The organism is Robiginitalea sp., assembly GCF_982776155.1.
The window spans coordinates 130,479-148,069 of sequence record NZ_CEXZKX010000002.1 but is presented as its reverse complement, the minus strand read 5'-3'; the positions used below and the strand labels follow the sequence as shown (position 1 = coordinate 148,069).

At 45.2% G+C, this 17,591-nt stretch carries 13 protein-coding genes and 1 CRISPR repeat array; of the genes, 3 read left to right on the top strand and 10 right to left on the bottom strand.

Features of this window, described 5'->3' with window-relative positions; all coding sequences use genetic code 11:
- The first annotated feature begins 16 nt into the window (after positions 1-16).
- The 3 genes from cas9 (at position 17) to cas2 (ending at position 5,470) form a co-directional block, all read left to right on the top strand.
- The gene (gene cas9, locus AC3DKS_RS04195) at positions 17-4,192 is read left to right on the top strand and encodes a type II CRISPR RNA-guided endonuclease Cas9 (protein ID WP_272606734.1); all 4,176 of its coding nucleotides are present in this window, start codon (positions 17-19) and stop codon (positions 4,190-4,192) included.
- Positions 4,193-4,196: 4 nt separating this feature from the next.
- Positions 4,197-5,090: a type II CRISPR-associated endonuclease Cas1 gene (cas1, locus tag AC3DKS_RS04190; protein ID WP_272606733.1), complete on the top strand. Its 894-nt coding sequence runs from the start codon at positions 4,197-4,199 to the stop codon at positions 5,088-5,090.
- Positions 5,091-5,164: 74 nt separating this feature from the next.
- Positions 5,165-5,470 (top strand): CRISPR-associated endonuclease Cas2, encoded by a 306-nt coding sequence (gene cas2 / locus AC3DKS_RS04185; RefSeq protein WP_272606732.1) that lies wholly within the window; start codon positions 5,165-5,167, stop codon positions 5,468-5,470.
- Between the two features lie 108 nt (positions 5,471-5,578).
- A CRISPR array of direct repeats spans positions 5,579-6,908; the repeat unit is 46 nt; unit sequence CCTGTGAATCATACCTAAAATTAGGATTCTGAAAGCAATTCACAAC.
- 327 nt (positions 6,909-7,235) lie between these two features.
- On the opposite strand, the gene AC3DKS_RS04180 is transcribed toward cas2, so the two are convergent.
- The 10 genes from AC3DKS_RS04180 to AC3DKS_RS04135 form a co-directional block, all read right to left on the bottom strand.
- Entirely contained in the window at positions 7,236-7,634 is a 399-nt protein-coding gene (locus AC3DKS_RS04180) for an MgtC/SapB family protein (RefSeq protein WP_272606731.1), read from the bottom strand.
- Between the two features lie 123 nt (positions 7,635-7,757).
- Positions 7,758-7,943, bottom strand: a complete 186-nt coding sequence (locus AC3DKS_RS04175; RefSeq protein ID WP_272606730.1) for a CsbD family protein — start codon at positions 7,941-7,943, stop codon at positions 7,758-7,760.
- Between the two features lie 195 nt (positions 7,944-8,138).
- On the bottom strand, positions 8,139-9,086 hold the full coding sequence (locus tag AC3DKS_RS04170) for a DUF4382 domain-containing protein (RefSeq protein ID WP_422019259.1): 948 nt from the start codon (positions 9,084-9,086) through the stop codon (positions 8,139-8,141).
- 311 nt (positions 9,087-9,397) lie between these two features.
- A complete protein-coding gene (locus AC3DKS_RS04165) occupies positions 9,398-12,556 on the bottom strand; it encodes a hypothetical protein (RefSeq protein WP_488072522.1) in 3,159 nt (1,052 codons plus the stop codon).
- Between the two features lie 101 nt (positions 12,557-12,657).
- On the bottom strand, positions 12,658-13,266 hold the full coding sequence (locus AC3DKS_RS04160; protein WP_474730851.1) for a PAS domain-containing protein: 609 nt from the start codon (positions 13,264-13,266) through the stop codon (positions 12,658-12,660).
- The gene (locus tag AC3DKS_RS04155) at positions 13,263-13,547 is read right to left on the bottom strand and encodes a hypothetical protein (protein ID WP_474730848.1); all 285 of its coding nucleotides are present in this window, start codon (positions 13,545-13,547) and stop codon (positions 13,263-13,265) included. The genes AC3DKS_RS04160 and AC3DKS_RS04155 overlap by 4 nt, the downstream gene beginning before the upstream one ends.
- Before the next feature lie 8 nt (positions 13,548-13,555).
- Positions 13,556-15,373 carry a fibronectin type III domain-containing protein gene (locus tag AC3DKS_RS04150; protein ID WP_474730847.1) on the bottom strand — a complete coding sequence of 606 codons (1,818 nt, stop codon included), beginning with the start codon at positions 15,371-15,373 and terminating at the stop codon, positions 13,556-13,558.
- The gene (locus tag AC3DKS_RS04145; RefSeq protein ID WP_474730844.1) at positions 15,373-17,094 is read right to left on the bottom strand and encodes a hypothetical protein; all 1,722 of its coding nucleotides are present in this window, start codon (positions 17,092-17,094) and stop codon (positions 15,373-15,375) included. The genes AC3DKS_RS04150 and AC3DKS_RS04145 overlap by 1 nt, the downstream gene beginning before the upstream one ends.
- A complete protein-coding gene (locus tag AC3DKS_RS04140) occupies positions 17,091-17,255 on the bottom strand; it encodes a hypothetical protein (protein WP_474730842.1) in 165 nt (54 codons plus the stop codon). Before AC3DKS_RS04140 ends, AC3DKS_RS04145 begins: the two co-directional genes overlap by 4 nt.
- Positions 17,252-17,590: a hypothetical protein gene (locus AC3DKS_RS04135; RefSeq protein WP_474730839.1), complete on the bottom strand. Its 339-nt coding sequence runs from the start codon at positions 17,588-17,590 to the stop codon at positions 17,252-17,254. Before AC3DKS_RS04135 ends, AC3DKS_RS04140 begins: the two co-directional genes overlap by 4 nt.
- Position 17,591: the final 1 nt, after the last annotated feature.

Here is a 17,591-nt window from a genome sequence, read left to right as displayed (position 1 = left end):
CCAACTAATAAACAAAATGAAACGAATTCTGGGATTGGATTTAGGAACTAATTCAATTGGATGGGCTTTAGTGAATGAGAAAGAAGCCAAATATGAAAATTCATCAATTGTTAAACTAGGTGTTCGGGTTAATCCGCTAACGGTAGATGAAAAGACGGATTTTGAAAAAGGAAGGCCGTTGACGACTAATGCCAGTCGCACCCTAAAAAGAAGTATGCGTAGAAATCTTCAACGATATAAACTACGTCGGAATGATTTAATAGCAATCATGAAAGAGAATGGGTGGATCAGCCGAGATACGCCCCTGACCGAAATAGGTAAAGATACAACCCACCAGACACTTGCACTTCGCGCTAAAGCGGCAAGAGAAAAAGTTGATTTGGAGGATTTAGCCAAAATCCTTCTATCAATAAACAAGAAAAGAGGATATAAGAGCAACAGAAAAGTAAAAGATGATGACCAGGGGTTATCAATAGATGGTATGGCCATTGCCAAAAAACTATATGATGAAAACCTTACGCCTGGGCAATATGTTCTGAGAGTTCTGAAAGCAGGGAGGAAGTATATTCCTGATTTTTATCGTTCCGATTTAATTACTGAATTCAATAGGGTTTGGAATAAGCAGATAGAATTCTATCCTGGTGTCATGACAAATAGTTTGTACCATGAAGTTTTAGGTAAGAATAAGAAACAAACGTGGGCTATTTGTGAGAAGCCATTCAATATCGTGGGTGTAAAAAGAAAGGGTTCATTCGCGGAGAAAAAGCTGGAGAATTTTGAGTGGAGGGTAAAGGCATTAAGCGAGGAAATCGAACTTGAGAAATTGGTGATAGTTCTTCAGGAAATAAATAATGACCTAAATAAGTCTAGCGGTTATTTGGGGGCTATATCTGACCGCAGTAAGAAGCTGTATTTCAATCGGCAAACCGTCGGGGAATATTTATATAATCAGCTTCAACAAGATCCACATACATCCTTAAAAAATCAAGTCTTCTACCGACAGGATTATTTAGATGAGTTTGAACGAATCTGGGAAACTCAAGCGCAGCACTACAGCCAACTGACGCCTAAGTTAAAAGAGGAAATACGGGATACAATTATTTTTTTCCAACGCAAACTGAAATCTCAAAAGGGACAATTAAGTTATTGTCAATTTGAAAGATGGGAGCAGCAATACGAAGACCCTGATACCGGTTCGCCTAAAAAGCGGACAATAGGACGCCCTGTTATTCCTAAAGCCTCACCACTTTTTCAAGAGTTTAAAATATGGCAGAATCTTAATTCCCTGGTTTTTTCGAACACAGAGGAAAGCCAGGAGATTAAAGTCAAAGACCTGGATTGCGAGATTCGTCAGGAGCTTTTCGACCATCTAACAATACGTGGCGCATCCAAACCGGTTGAATTATTGAGAATTTTAAAAAGGCACATAAAGCTAGGCAGGATCAGTAAGTGGAAAGCCAATTATGATAAGATAGAAGGAAACTCAACGAATGCCACATTATTTAATTGTTATCAAAGAATATCGGAAAACGAGGGATATGGAATTGATTGGAATAGTGCTGACGCTCAATCGATATTACACGAATTAAAAAACACCCTTCCTGAAATAGGAATCAATCCTTCAATATTGACTTTTGATTCTGAAAAAAAGAATATTGATAAGCAATTGAGCTATCAGTTATGGCATTTGCTGTATTCCGCGGAGGAGGATTTTAAAATTGAAGAGAAGGATAAAATCGTTTACGGTAATTCGGCCGTTTCATTGAAGAAGAAGCTCCATAATAAGTTTGGTTTTAAACCGGATTATGCCAAAATGTTGGCGAATATTTCCTTCTCACAAGACTATGGTAATCTATCGGCAAAGGCAATCCGTAAAATATTACCCTTTCTAAAGGATGGACATGTTTATTCGGAGGCCTGCAGGCTGGCGGGGTATAATCACTCGAGTAGCCTGACATCGGAGCAATTGAAAAATCGCGAATTAAAACCGCATCTTGAGCTTCTGTCAAAGAATAGCCTTCGAAACCCGGTGGTTGAGAAAATCTTGAACCAGATGGTCAATGTGGTCAATCAGATTATAGAAACTTATGGTAAACCGGATGAAGTGCGAATTGAGTTGGCACGGGAACTTAAGAAGTCTGCGAAGGAACGTGCGGAGATGGCAAAAGGCATCGGGGAGGCGACACGACGGAATGAAGATATTCGGAAATTGATTATCAAAAAGTTTGGCATACCTAGTCCCACAAAAAATGACATCGTTAGGTACCGATTATATCAAGAATTAGAATCCAGAGGGTTTAAGGAGGTGTTTACAGATCGATATATTGCGCCTGATCAAATTTTTTCAAAGGAAATAGATATTGAACACATTATTCCGAAAGCTCTTTTATTCGATGACTCGTACTCAAACAAAACACTAGCATTTAAGGAGATAAACCTAAAAAAAGGAAATAGGACAGCATTGGATTTTATCTCCGAGGAATTCAACCAGAATCTAGAGAGTTATAGGTCTAGGGTAGAAGAGCTATATAAATCAGGGAGCATTACCAAAGGGAAGAGAAATAAACTGTTGTTGGCGCAAAGCGAGATATCCGATGGGTTTATTGAACGTGATCTTCGAAATAGTCAATATATAGCACGAAAAGCAAGGGAGATGCTTTTTGAGGTTTTCGCCGACGTAACGGTAACAACAGGTAGTATAACGGAAAAGCTTCGAAAAGATTGGGATTTGGTTAATGTGATGAAAGAGTTGAACATGCCGAAGTATAAAGCAGCGGGATTGACGATATATGAGGAGCGATTGGATATCGGTACTGGAAAATTTAAGAAGTATGAAATCATCAAAGACTGGAGTAAGAGAAATGATCATCGGCACCATGCTATGGATGCTCTTACCGTAGCATTTACCACGAAAAATCACATCCAGTATATCAATAATCTAAATGCTAGAAGAGATACAAGTAAAGATAACCACCCGATAATTAGGAATATTGAAAATCAGATTACCGAAATCAATATGCGGGGTAAACGAATTTTTAGACCGCCACTCAATAATTTTAGAACTGAAGCAAAAGATCATATTGAATCAATTCTTGTAAGTTTTAAGACCAAGAACAAAGTCGTAACCAGAAACGTAAATAAGACCCAAAGGAAAAATGGTAAGTTGAATTACAAAGTCCAACTTACGCCACGCGGGCAACTTCATAAAGAAACTGTATACGGTAAGTCAAAAAGGCTCTTGGCAAAACCCACACGATTGAATAAAAGATTTTCCTTAGAGCAGGCTCAATTAATTGCTGATAAAAAGCAAAGAGAAGCCGTATTAAAACACTTGAAGGAATATGAAGGCAATTCGGAAAAAGCATTTAGCACCAATTCTTTAAAGACTAGACCTTTGTGTGTAGATGGAGAAGAGCTGAAAGAAGTATTGTGTTATGAAGAAATATTTACCATTCGAAAAGATGTTACTCCAAATAATTTCAAGAACGATAAGTTGATAGAAAAAATTATCGATCAAGGGGTACGTAATGTGATGAAAAACCGTCTTGCAGAGTATAAGGGAGATTACAAAAGAGCCTTTTCGGATCTGGATACCAACCCTATTTATCTTAATAAGACCAAAGGCATTAAAATTAAACGAGTCACCATAACAGGCGTCAGTAATGCGGAGCCTCTACATTTTGCGAATGATCATTTGGGGCGAGTATTGAAGCAAGAAAACGGTCATTTAAAACCTGTAGACTACGTGAGTACCGGGAATAACCATCATGTTGCAATTTACAAGGACGGGGACGGTAACCTTCAAGAAGAAGTGGTGTCTTTCTTTGAGGCAGTTACCCGAAAAAACCAGGGGCAAGATGTCATTCAGAGGGAACATCCGAAAGGTTGGAAATTCCTCTTTACAATGAAGCAGAATGAGATGTTTGTATTTCCCAATGAGGGCTTTAATCCTGGTGATATCGATTTACTGGATGAATCAAATGCCAAGGTTATTAGTGAAAATTTATTTCGCGTTCAGAAAATTGCAACTAAGAACTACTTTTTTAGACACCATTTAGAAACTACGGTTGAGCAGATTAAAGAACTTAAGAATTTGACATATAAACCGCAACTAGGACTCAATGCAATTCATGGTATAGTTAAGGTGAGAATTAACCATTTAGGAAAGATTATTCACGTAGGGGAGTACTGAGTATATGATCAAACGAACTCTATTTTTTGGTAACCCCGCCTACCTCAGTACTCGAAATGAGCAACTAGTTGTTAGTTTTCCAGATCAACAAGATAACGAGAAAACCATTCCTATCGAAGATTTGGGATATGTAGTTCTTGAGGATCCCCAGATAACCGTCACGAATGGCCTTTTGATGAAACTCGTTCAGAATAAGACTGCCGTGATTACATGTGACTGTCAGCACATGCCCTCAGGATTTCTACAAGCCATTGTGGGTCATACAGAGCAGACTGAACGTATGCGAGCCCAACTAAGTGCCAGTGTGCCTCTTAAAAAGCAACTGTGGCAACAGACGGTATCATCCAAAATTGGAAACCAAGCTGGGCATTTGCTGCAACTCGGCAAGAATGCTTTGAAGCTAAAACGCTGGGCCAGGGAGGTTAAAAGCGGGGATGGGGAAAATCATGAGGCCATTGCCGCGGCCTATTACTTCCAAAACCTTTTTGATATTCCCGGCTTCAGCCGGAATCAAAAAGGGATTCCTCCAAATAATCTCTTGAATTACGGCTATGCCATACTTCGGGCAGTAGCAGCCCGGGCAATTAGCAGTAGTGGGTTGTTGCCTTCATTGGGAATTTTTCATAAGAATAAGTATAACGCCTTTTGCTTGGCTGACGACATCATGGAGCCCTATCGCCCTTATGTCGATTCATTGGTTTATGATATAGTGGATTCTGGTTGTCAGATTGAAGACCTTAATAAGAATCTTAAAAGTGAGTTATTGCGCATTCCGGCGATAGATGTGATGATCGATGGTAGGCAGAGCCCGCTAATGAATGCCATGAGCCGAACAACAAATAGCCTATATACCTGTTTTGTGGGAAGCAGTCGAAAATTGCTGTATCCTGAATTCTAATAACGTGTATTGGAAAGCCTGCCCAGTTCAATATGACTGTAAATCGATTTTCTCGCTTAAACCAATACCGTAGTATGTGGGTACTTGTGTTTTTTGACTTGCCGACGGAAACGCTAACGGAACGAAAGGTAGCTGCCCGGTTTAGAAAGAATTTGTTGAATGACGGATTCGCAATGTTTCAATTCAGTATTTACATGCGTTTCTGCCCGAGTCGAGAAAATGCGGCAGTTCATATTCGAAGGACAAAAAACGCGTTGCCCAAAAAGGGGAAGGTGGGAATCATGCAAGTTACCGATAAGCAATTTGGAATGATTGAGTTATTCCATGGACAAAAAGAAGTTGAACCGGAATCGCCAAGCCAGCAATTGGAGCTTTTCTGAATTGAAAAACTTTCTAAATACCCTTAAATCAATCTTTAACATCTTTCATATTCAATAATCCTGGCGGTATATATAACAAACAGGATACCAGTCTGTTGTGGCTGGTATCCTGTGAATCATACCTAAAATTAGGATTCTGAAAGCAATTCACAACAAGAGCGGCCTTGTTCTTTTTCTTGGTTGGCCTGTGAATCATACCTAAAATTAGGATTCTGAAAGCAATTCACAACTGAACGGCATTACGAACAACAAAAAAATTCCTGTGAATCATACCTAAAATTAGGATTCTGAAAGCAATTCACAACATTGAAGCGGTGGCCGACGCTGCTGTTAATCCTGTGAATCATACCTAAAATTAGGATTCTGAAAGCAATTCACAACGATTGAATAGCTTATGAGCTTATCCACAACCTGTGAATCATACCTAAAATTAGGATTCTGAAAGCAATTCACAACGGAACCCTGCCGGTTTGATCAAACCGGAAACCTGTGAATCATACCTAAAATTAGGATTCTGAAAGCAATTCACAACTGCCATTAACCGACTGCTTTTCGCTGAATTCCTGTGAATCATACCTAAAATTAGGATTCTGAAAGCAATTCACAACGTAGCCCGTCACGGTGGTCCCGCTACGGCACCTGTGAATCATACCTAAAATTAGGATTCTGAAAGCAATTCACAACCCTACCCGCTGCAACTCCCACTCGGTATGCCTGTGAATCATACCTAAAATTAGGATTCTGAAAGCAATTCACAACAGGGGTTGCCAAAATCCTCGTACACTATTTCCTGTGAATCATACCTAAAATTAGGATTCTGAAAGCAATTCACAACGCTCTCTGAATTCATCTCTTGTCATTTTTTCCTGTGAATCATACCTAAAATTAGGATTCTGAAAGCAATTCACAACTATAAATACGATATATCGTGAGTTATTCAACCTGTGAATCATACCTAAAATTAGGATTCTGAAAGCAATTCACAACTCACTCCGGCCGAGTTCAGCCCGCCGGTTCCTGTGAATCATACCTAAAATTAGGATTCTGAAAGCAATTCACAACTATGGGCACAGCCCGGTCAGGGCGGCGCTCCTGTGAATCATACCTAAAATTAGGATTCTGAAAGCAATTCACAACTTGGCTTCATGGCTTGCGTATTGCAGGTTCCTGTGAATCATACCTAAAATTAGGATTCTGAAAGCAATTCACAACGCATCACTCATTCTTCCGATATCGGCTACGCCTGTGAATCATACCTAAAATTAGGATTCTGAAAGCAATTCACAACCTAAAAGACAGCAAGGAATGAAAGCTGAACCTGTGAATCATACCTAAAATTAGGATTCTGAAAGCAATTCACAACCTAAAAGACAGCAAGGAATGAAAGCTGAACCTGTGAATCATACCTAAAATTAGGATTCTGAAAGCAATTCACAACCATATCGAAAGATAATACGGTTTACCACTCCTGTGAATCATACCTAAAATTAGGATAGGGCCAACTCGATATATAACTTTGAGGCTAATGCGGATTCCTACTTTATTCCGTTTGTTTTCCCATCGCCCCTCAGGTTTGTTATATAATTCAAATAATTTCAGGTATTTGGGCCGAGCTATAATACATGACATTTGCTACGGTTTTAAATGTGCTCCGTTGAAACTAAGTAGGCATTCGAACGTGAGCCGGGTATACTAGGGAGTAGCGTGTTTATTGATCCCTACCCACCTAAGCTCAGTATTCAGAGTAATAGTATACCCATCGCGATTATCCAACCTCCCCAACTTTAGAATCGATCCAGCCAAAAACGAGGTTCACCACCACCACAAAGGCTGTCAGCACTACCAGCTCGGCGTACATCTGCGTCCCGGCCAGGCAACCCGCGGCAGCCGCACACCAAACTGTGGCAGCAGTGGTGAGGCCCTTAATTTTGTTGCCTTTTTGCAGGATCACCCCGCCGCCCAGAAAACCGATACCGATGACCACCTGGCTTAGCACACGGGTCATATCCACATATTCCTCCCCGGCATAATTCATGGACAGGCTCACAAAGGTACAGGCGCCCAATGCTACCAGGCCCTGGGTTTTCAAGCCGGCACTTTTGCCCTTGTATTCCCGTTCCAGACCCATTAAAAGCCCGGAAACCAGGGCAAGTCCTATTTGCATTGTGAAAATTCCGATTTCCATTTGCATTGAATTTGCAACGACACATTAATTATGAAAAAAACCAGCCTTCAGGGGCTGGTTTTATAATTGCGGGTAGCGGGGGAACTAACCCGCAGTTCTAAGTTACCAGGTTTCGATCTCCTTGCGGATTTCTTCCTTGCGCTTCCCGGTTTTTTCCTGGATGCGCCCAAGCATTTCGTCGAACTTGCCTTCTGAGAAGGTGACGTCGTCGTCCGTCAGGTTGCCATAGCGTTGCTTGAACTTGCCTTTCACCTGATTCCATTTTCCTTTCAATTCTTCATTCGTCATGATATGGGTTTTTGTTGTTATTAACTTGAATACCCATAAGATAAGATGATCACAGGGGACAGGGGTGCCCGGACGGTTCGAATATTTGCTCCAATGGATTTGCTGCCACTATTCGCTCCGATAGGGAGCATAAATAAGCCCCAACGGCATTCCGCTGGGGCTTCATTCAGATATTTGATCCGGTTTTATCCGGGGTTACAACGTCCCGGTTACGGTTACGTTCGCGCTGAGTTGCAGGGCGGCGGACAGGGTCAGTGCCCCGAGGTTCAGCCCGGTGGTGGATTCCACTTCCAGGAGGGTTGCAAAATTCACGCTGCCTTCGGTTTCCTCATAGGATGCAAAGACCAGCTCGTAAGTGCCTTCCTCCAGGAAATTCAGGCTGTAGGAATTGTCCAGGCCGCTCACCTTGCTGCTGGTCACCGCATTGGCAAATTGCACTTCGCCCTGGGTTTCAGCCTCCGCATTGAAGGTCCCTTCCGGGTAGGCGTAAACGATAATGGTTTCTGCGTAGTCCTGGGAATCGGTAACAGTACCTTCAATCTCGCCGGTTGCCTGTTCGTTAACCACGCGGATACCTGCCTCGAGCTGGCTCGTGGAGGCAAAGGCGTAATCGGCCTCCAGGGCCCCCTGCGACTTGGTGATGGTTTTCCGCAGGTCAAAATCGATGACGATTTCGTTGGCTGCACCGGCGATGACCTCAAAGCCGTCGGTCACGCGGATGGTTTCGGCCGAAGCCTCGAGCTCCTCTTTTGTCCCGTTGGCCAGGGCGATGTAATTGGCCGGGGTGTTCCCGGCCGCATCGGTTTGCGTATCCAGGACCAGTTCCAGGGAGGAATAGCTGTCCGCAGCCAGGTCGAGCTCCCCGAGTGTCAGGGTTTGCCCTTCCACCAGGGCGGAAAGTTCGATGGTGGTCTTGGAGAATCCCTCCAGGGACTGCCCGTCGACGCGGACGTCGGCCAGGGTGACAAAGACGCCTTCCACCTGGGCGTCGTCAATAGGGGCATCGGTGATTTTAAAGGTTGTCTGCGAGGTTTCCTCCGGCATGGATTCACCTCCGTCGTCGCTGCTGCATGCAGTAAAAGCGGTTACTGCCGTTGCGAGGATTACAGATTGAATCGTTCGTTTCATGTTTACTCGTTTCATGGTGTGTTGTTTTTTGGGGTTATAACAGTTATATACCCGTTTACCCTATCCGCTGGATGTTAAAATTTTTTTAAGGGTTTTCTATCTCCCTGGCGCCCAGAATTTTATTTTTTTGAGATTTTTTTCCGGGCACGCCCCTGGTTTTTTAGCACACACCCTGCCGATTTTTTCTGCTTTTGTGCTGCCCGCCCGCCCCACTTTCAACCTATAATCGGAAAAATGAAAAGTACACGATTTGTAAATTGAATAGTACACTGAAAAATACACACGCTGAGGGAGAGGATTCTACAAAACCTGGTGTATACCCTATCCTACGCGAAGATGTGAATTTGCCAGAATGTCCCATCGTAAATGCATAGGAATGCCTCTCCTACGCTTCCAATACCAAGTGAAGTGCCCTCATTTTGATCGTGGTACAAGTCAATTGTTCCTCCGCTGACAAATACCCCTCCGGTATTTGCCCGCTTAACCACATAGGTGTCGCCGACAACAGGATTCGCGGGAAGAGTGATTGTTATTGCGCTACCGGTGTTCTTCACCATCACGAAATAGTCCGTGCGTGAAAGCGTATTGTTGGTGGTAACACTCTTGATCTTATTGGTCACGCGGCCTCCGATACGAATTCCTTCGAAGTACCCACCATAGGCCGGAGCTGGATTACTCCCCTCCGTATTGTTGGCATTGCCATAGATTGCAGCTATGTATTCGGTTTGAACCGCATAACGTTGCCGGGCGCTTACGTCCGCTTCAATTCCTATTCGCTGACCCAAATAAACATCACCGCCACCCTTTGACTGGGCGCCAGTGATTCTCACATGGTCCGGGCGAATTCGTACCTCAGAGGCAGGTTGATCACTCGCAGCTGGTCGAAAGGCTCTAAATCCACCATAAACAGCATCTAATTCAATGGTATGGGCGACCCCACCAGTGGGGCTGCCCGTGGTGTTATAAACTGTGGATTCGTTGTAGAGTGTAATTTTCCCGTTGTTGCCATCTAACACCGCTTTCGGGGTACCATCTACCTCCTGTTGAGAACTGATTTTGCCTGATTTAATACGCCAATCGGCGATGTTTGCCTGCTCGGCCAAAAGCAGGTCCGTTGCCACGGAGGTAAATTGCGCTCCAAAGTTTTCCCAGTTGGATATATTGAATGTTCCGGATCCACCGTCTACCCCATTGTATAGGTAATATACCCCTGAATGTAATACGACATCCCGACGAAGGGGATTGTTGTAATATACGGCAGTTGCGCTATGGGATCCTCGATAGACGATCCCAGGTCCGTCATTTCCATCCTGGCCGTCAGCACCGTCAGCACCAGCAGGTCCCTGTGGACCTTGTGCTCCATCAGCGCCGTCTGCACCCTGCGGCAAAAAGAGTTCCCAATGGGTGCCATTGGTAGGTAGTATGCCTGTTGTGGCAGCCGTCGTGATATTGCGGTAGCTATCTCCCAGGTAGGTAACTACGTCTCCCTCGAAGTAACTGGCGGCCCCGCTGTAAGCACCGCGCAGATTAGGCAGTACGACCGGATCTCCGGCAGGAGTTTGTATGATGCTTCCTCTGATGGTCAGCCTCCCAGGGTTTGTAACATTCCAATCAAATGAATACTGGCCATCCCCTACAAATAGTTTTCCTTCAGTAAGGTTGAAATAACAGAGACCGTCAAGGCTTTTTATTGTGCCTGTGGTGATGGTATCGCCATTTATGAAAGTCATCCCGTTGGTAAAGTCAAAATCTCTACGTCCATCGGCTACTGGGTAGAGAATTCCGAGTGCGAAGTGATACTGCCCGGTAATGTCTTCCGCACCAATAGATACCTCGCTCAATTCCCAAACCCCAGTTAATGCGGCTGTGCTACATTTGGCATAGAGATAATAGGGCTTGAGAGGATCGAGACCAGCGAAATTCCTGGGATCCATCACCCAGATATATCCAAGACCTTCAATCTCAATCTCGTAATGCACCAGCTGACCGGCGGTAATGTTCAATGCATTGGGGTCGCCTCCAGCATTAGGCAAAAGGGCAACGGACATGAGTCCAAAGTTTTGGCTTTTCGCCCCTACAGAAAGCATGAGGGTCTCAATGCTCAATGGTTTGATATTGACAGGGTCGAAGTAGCCGTCCGGATCAAAAACCAAGTCCTGTAATTTTCGCAGACGGGCGGTAGAACGTCGGGCGAGCTCGGCGCGTCTTCGATCTACATTTTTGGTAAGAGTCACATTATCAACCGCAGTGGCAATAAGCCGTTCCTGGGTGGTATAGGGTATGGTGTCAGAGAACGTAGCTGCGATTTGAGATGGGTTCACCAGTGGAAAGCCAACCTCGGTAACTCGAATGTCAGCATCGACTCCAAGATCCGGGTCAGTTACATTGACAATGTCCCCAGGGCGAAGTGTAACGCCCTGCGCCTTCACGTATTTTTCATCAATGGTGATGCTATAGGTCACCCGGGGAACGCTATTCTCATCGAGATATTCCTGTGTCCTTTGCTGCAGAATAGCCTCGGCTGCATCGATGTATGTTTGCGGCATCCGAATATCAACCAATGTATACTGATCATTGATATCGGGTTTATTTAGAGCATTGGGCAATTCGTAACCGTTCTCTTCCTGGAAGGGCAGAAAGGTGATGGTTTTTGTCGCATGACTGTAACGCTCAATTTCAAACTCATATCCCGCCAAAGCACCGGTCTTGAATACAACTTTGGCCACCGTCCCTTCAATTAGGTAATCATCCAGGTCAAAATCCAGGGTGTTATCAGTGATCTCCAGGGGATCTCCTGCGTCAATTGCAGTCACCGTGCTGGTGCGCTGCGGAAAAATATCATCAAAAGTTACAGCGCCTTCCCGGATGCCGTAAAGCGCCTGATTATTCTCCAAAAATCGGTCCTCAAATACCAGGCGTGTCGCTCCATTTCGGTAACTCGTGTCGATATTCTTTCTAGCGCCAAAACCAAATACCCTTGTCAGCAACCCTTTTTCATCTACCGTTTCCCTGTTAAGGCTGTAGAGCCCTTTCCCTCGCCCGTACTCGAACGAATAGGCTGTTTGGGCCCCTACGCTCTTTTGCAAGTAAATGGCCTTCCCTGAGAGTCTGTATTCCATTTCAAAGGCCTCGGCTACTTTGGTTAATGCTTGCCGACAGGTATCATTCGCAAATGAAAGGGTTTGAGCTTCAGCCACATCAACAGCGGCTATAGACCATCCCGGTTGGATTTCAGTGATATTGGTCAAAAGCAACTGCAGAAACGCATTTGGATCTCCATGGTAGCTGAAGTCGGCCTGACCCTCATCCATGAATATCTTGTTGTAGAGGAAATAGATCTCACCCTCGAGGTCAATTAACTGGCGGTGGGTAAAGTTACTGAGCTTCTCAACGTTTGGAGCAGAATTCAGGTAGAACCGCTCAGTGCCATAATCGATGTAATCTCCGATTTGAATAGGCAATGGGCTGGGGGTCACGACCTCCATGCGAATTCGATGTTCCCCCATGAGTTTCTGAGAGTACACGGTAGTCTCATCAATAGCTACTGAAGCTACCTGTTGGCCACTTCTATGGAATACGATTGTCATTATTGATCTGTTGAATCCCGGTAGGCAATCCCTGAGATGAAGATAGGTTCATCTTCAAAGAAGACGGGGTATTTATTGATATTCCAAAGTCTCTGTCGGCCAGTCGAATCCAAAACAAATGATTTGCCTCTAAATGGCCTTTTAGTAGCGAATACAAGACTATCTCTGGACCGGAAGATTTGAGCCTGAGTTGAATCCCAAACCGCAAAATCGTTTTCGCCTAAGTAGTATTTTGGATCAATTCCATTGGGCCTTAAAAACACATCGACGAATGCTGGATTGAACCATCTCATGATATAATCATCCCCAACAACTTTTTTGGACCATTGGGGAACCGGGCTGTGGTAGGATGCCTGTACCAGGGCATTGAATTCGTAAATCGCAATGGTTTTCTCCAGCAACTCTTTACGGAGTTGGGTTATGACGGAGTCTTGGCGTTCGATTTGAACCTGTTGATCCTTTATCTGCCGATCCTGTTGGCAACTTTCAATGTTGAGAAAGAAAACAGAGATAATCAACCCCACATTTATGATCCGAAAAAGCCTTTGAGTGGGGTTATCCGGATGGGTGAATCGCCAGATCCATTTTTTAATTCCAGGTATGTTCATTCCTCCCTTCGCTTTTCGCGTATTATCTCCTCCCGGGTAGGCATCCCGGCCTTTTTCCTAAAAAGGTCTATTACGGCCATTGGTACGGCGATTAGAAGCCCGCCCAGCACTAGTGCCCCAAGGGGAACTATTAATTCGGGGGTTTCTTCCCAGCTGTCTATATGATCAAATTGCCCAAATAGGTACTGCAACAATACCCGGGTTGTAACAGCCAATCCAAATACGAATGCCACCCATTCCCATGGGCCGTATTTTGCGAATGATTCTTTGAGTTTTTTCATATTACTATTTATCCTCCCAACAAAAGGGAATTCGAGCTTTTTTTAGTTTGAGCCTCAGTGCTTGTGCCTTGGCCTGGATTGGCGGTAAATGGTATTTCATCACCGTGCAAAGTATTTCGTTCAATGACATAGGCTTCGGCGTGATTCGTGCTTCCATCACGTGGGGTGAACAAATTTGCAAACACCTTGGTCATGTCAGGGTTGGCGCTGGCATAGTGATTTACCACGCGGTTTCCCCCCGTGCTTTTGGTACCACTTACATGTCCGATGGCATAGAATCGGGCCACAGCATTTTGATTGCGAATGTCTGCGCTTTCGTCAATGGCAACAGCCCATATTTTATTATAGTACATATTGAAATCGCCGGACGTCCCAGGGTGACCACCATCTGTTCCTGTATCAACCAAAACCCATCCACGATGCAGATACCAGTTCGTTCCTACGTGGGCCGTTTCCGGCTTGCGTATCGCGCTTGACACTTCAATAAGGTTCAGCGTCTGCCCGGCAAGCGGACCCCGGAAAGGGGCAAATACGAGATTCCCCCCCTTGCGACCCACAATCCCGCAGTTCCCCTGCTGAGAAATACCGACGTCTGCGTGTCCGGTATAATCACCTACATTGGTGCCTCCAGCTGTATTGTTTTCAAAATTACCCAGGTAATTTCCAGTAGCTACATCATAGACGTGGATGGCAGCCCCAGTTCCCGACCCCTGGTCATTGTTGAACATCACGCAATCCCCTTTCGGACAAACGTCAAACTGACCGTTTCCGATAAGGAAGCCTGCCGGAGGCGTAAAGGTGCGTTCTACGGCGTCCGCCTCAATGTCGTAAAGTACGCCCACGGGCTGGTCGCTGTAAGGGTCGCTGCTGCCGCTGGTGTATTCCTCGGTGGCAAAGTATTTCATGTCCCACGAAAAGCGGTTTTCCCCACTTCGGAATATTCCACTGGCCCCATTCCCGGAAACTCGGGGGGAGGATGAGTAAATTGTCGATCCGGCACCATTGGTGTATTTTACAACTGTATTTACCTCTTCATTACCTCCTTCATCATCCCAAAAAATTGTATCCGTTACATCTACTCGTAAGGGTACATAGGTCTCAAAGAAGTGGTTTTTCAAATCATAACTATCGTCGTCCGTTCGTAGAACAATCCGGTTGGATCCAAATTCGTGAGGCTGGATATACTCGTACCCGTTGACCCTCCTTTTTGTGCGGTTTCGCTTCGGATAACCCATTGATACGCCTCTGTCGTTCCCATCTCGGGTCCGGTCGGTAATCTTCCGCTCCCGATTTCCAAATGGATTGATCCACCAGGCAAAACTACCTTGAGAAGGCTCCGTGCTGCGACGGATATTTATCCAGGGAGTATTGTCATACACTGTGGTCTCAGGTGGGAACAACCCGGTACGAGCCGATAGATGATAGCTTGGGGTAGTATTATAGTCGTTGTTGGTGGCGTTTACAGCAGTCACACGAATGTAGTAGGTGGTGTTTTCAGTCAAACCGTAGGCAATGCCATGCGTTCCGCTCACGCAAACAGTTGGTGTGTTACTGCCCTTTGAAGTGGTGGCGTTCACGCAATTTCGGGGCCATTCTGTGAACCCCCCTGTATTCGCCGCTTCGTTGTAATACCCATTGGCATCCGGCCATACCTTGCCTTCAATTATGTAACCGGTTGCTCCAGGTACGGCTTCCCAGTCGAATTCCACGTGCCATTTTCTTTCCTTATCAATGCGGAGCTCTCGCCATGGTCCGGTATACACGCCATTGGTATATTGGGCTTGGCAAAACAGCGGGAAAAGTAATAATAGTGCTAGGTACCTCATTACATGTTGTTTGCTGTTAATATTGCCTCAATTGCCGCGCGATCTGTAGCATTCGGAGCTGGACTTACTACTACAATGCGTCTGACAGTACCGCCATAGTAGCTTCCAGGATCTGATCGCGCACCAATTACAAAGTCACGAGTAGAACTATTATACCCGCCAATTGGATCGTTGTTGCCAAGAGAGCCGTTGGTATAAGTCTGTACATCAGTTGTAGAAGCCACTACTGTTAGTAGAACTGGAGCCGTCGTGCTAAGACCACTCTCAAAAACCTGATGGGTAGATGTACCGACTTGAATGATAAAATTACTCGTCCCGGTCTGTCCAATGTTCAAATCTCTGGCCGAACCTTCTCGATCTGAAAAAATCCCCGTGGTACCACCGGGGCCTGGATCTGCTCCTCGCACTACAAATACCGCGAAGGTGTCCGTTCCAATTGCTGGATCAAAATCACTTTGAGATCCTAGCGACAAGAAGTCATCAACCCCGTCAAAATCAACTGCTAAATGTCCGTCACCTTCTGTAACAACACTAGGTTGTAGCGATCCGGTGGCTTGATCTGCTGATGCGGTACCACTGCTATTGGGATCCGTCGCCCATGATGATATAGAAGCCCCATTGGTGAGATTCTCAGCATTATAATCAAGCACAACATTATATCCCTGAAGATCATATGAGTTTTCAGTGTGTTCAGTGAGTTGCCCCTGAAGAAAAAAAGTATTTGAGGCTACGGCAGATGATATCCGCTTTACGAAAATCGGTTTGCGAGCATAAGCAATGTATCCATCTGCGGACAACACACCGTCCTCAGTCTCCAATGTGTAAGATGCTCCAGGCTTTATATAAACAGAGTCCAGCCTGGATTGAATGTAAAAAGGGTGTTCATCAAGGGTTATCCCAGCCCCTAGTGTAATCGTGTCATTGGCAGTGTGATAATTCCATACTTTTTCACCATTTGCAATTCCGGCTCCTGCAACATTGCCATTGCCATAAACCACATTTGTCCCAGTATTCTCAATATTCGGAGCGTAATCACTCCCCGAATCAGATGCAGCACTAACCCCATCGATCTCGTCCTCCAATTCATCAATGGCGTTTTGAACATTAGTGGCCAGTAATCCGGACCCTGTATTGTCATAGGGAACTTCGCCGGCAATCTGATCATCTGTGCTGCCAGAGACGCCATCCAATTCATTCTGTAGTTCATTAAGGGCATCCTGGACGTTTGTTGCAACTAGATTGCCCTGGGGAGTACTAGGGACTTCAGCTGCGACCTGATCGTCTGTGCCACTTGCTGCTAATGCGAGTATCGCCTGGTAGATGCGCTGAGGCGTCCATCGATACACAGTGGTAGATGTTCCCGCCTCGGCGACCGCCTGGGAAACGATAGGAACCTGCAGGTTGTAAAAATTCTCTACTTCCGATTGAGATAACTGGGTATTATCATCTCCATCTGCGATATCAGCCGGGATGCCGGTGAGGTCTCCCCAGTCAGTCGATCCCCCACCGCCGACTACATCCACAATCCAGGTACTGCCATTCCACCGGTAATAAAACCCGTCCGAGTTTAGATACTTCTCATTGATGATCGGATTGGCAGGAGGCGTAGCCGAGGCTACATGGATTATCGATTTGACAATCGGACGTGAGGCCGGTGGATCCTGGGCAAATAAGGAGGCCGAAATCAGTAATAAAATGGCGATTAAAAGGTGCTTTTTCATTTTTTGATGCTTGTGATGAATACTCCGTCTTGGTCCCGAAATACATATCTGTCGTGATACTCCTCCCGGACGATGTGCCGCTTGCGGGCGGCGCGTATTGCGATGGCCAACGCCACCAAACTGATGGACAGGGCCACCAGGGAAATAGTTAGTACTGTCATAATTGTGAGCTTGAAGTGATAACTGTATCAGTATCCGGATCCACTACCGGTGCATTCTTAATCCATCCAGTCACCCGGTACCCCGGGTACCAATCACCGACCCCGGAAAACTCATCGTATTGTTGCCAGGTCGCCTCATCCTTGTTTCCGGCCGCTTTAGTTACACGATACCCATTGAGCACGATGGGTTCTGTTGCCAAGAAATCCCGCACATCTTGCAAGTCTGTGTATTGGGGATCCGACTGATCCTGTTTGCCCACCATCAGCTTGTCGGTGAGTAGCAGGGCCGATTTGACCCGCTTGGTCATGGTGCTCCAAAAACTTAATCCGGCCATG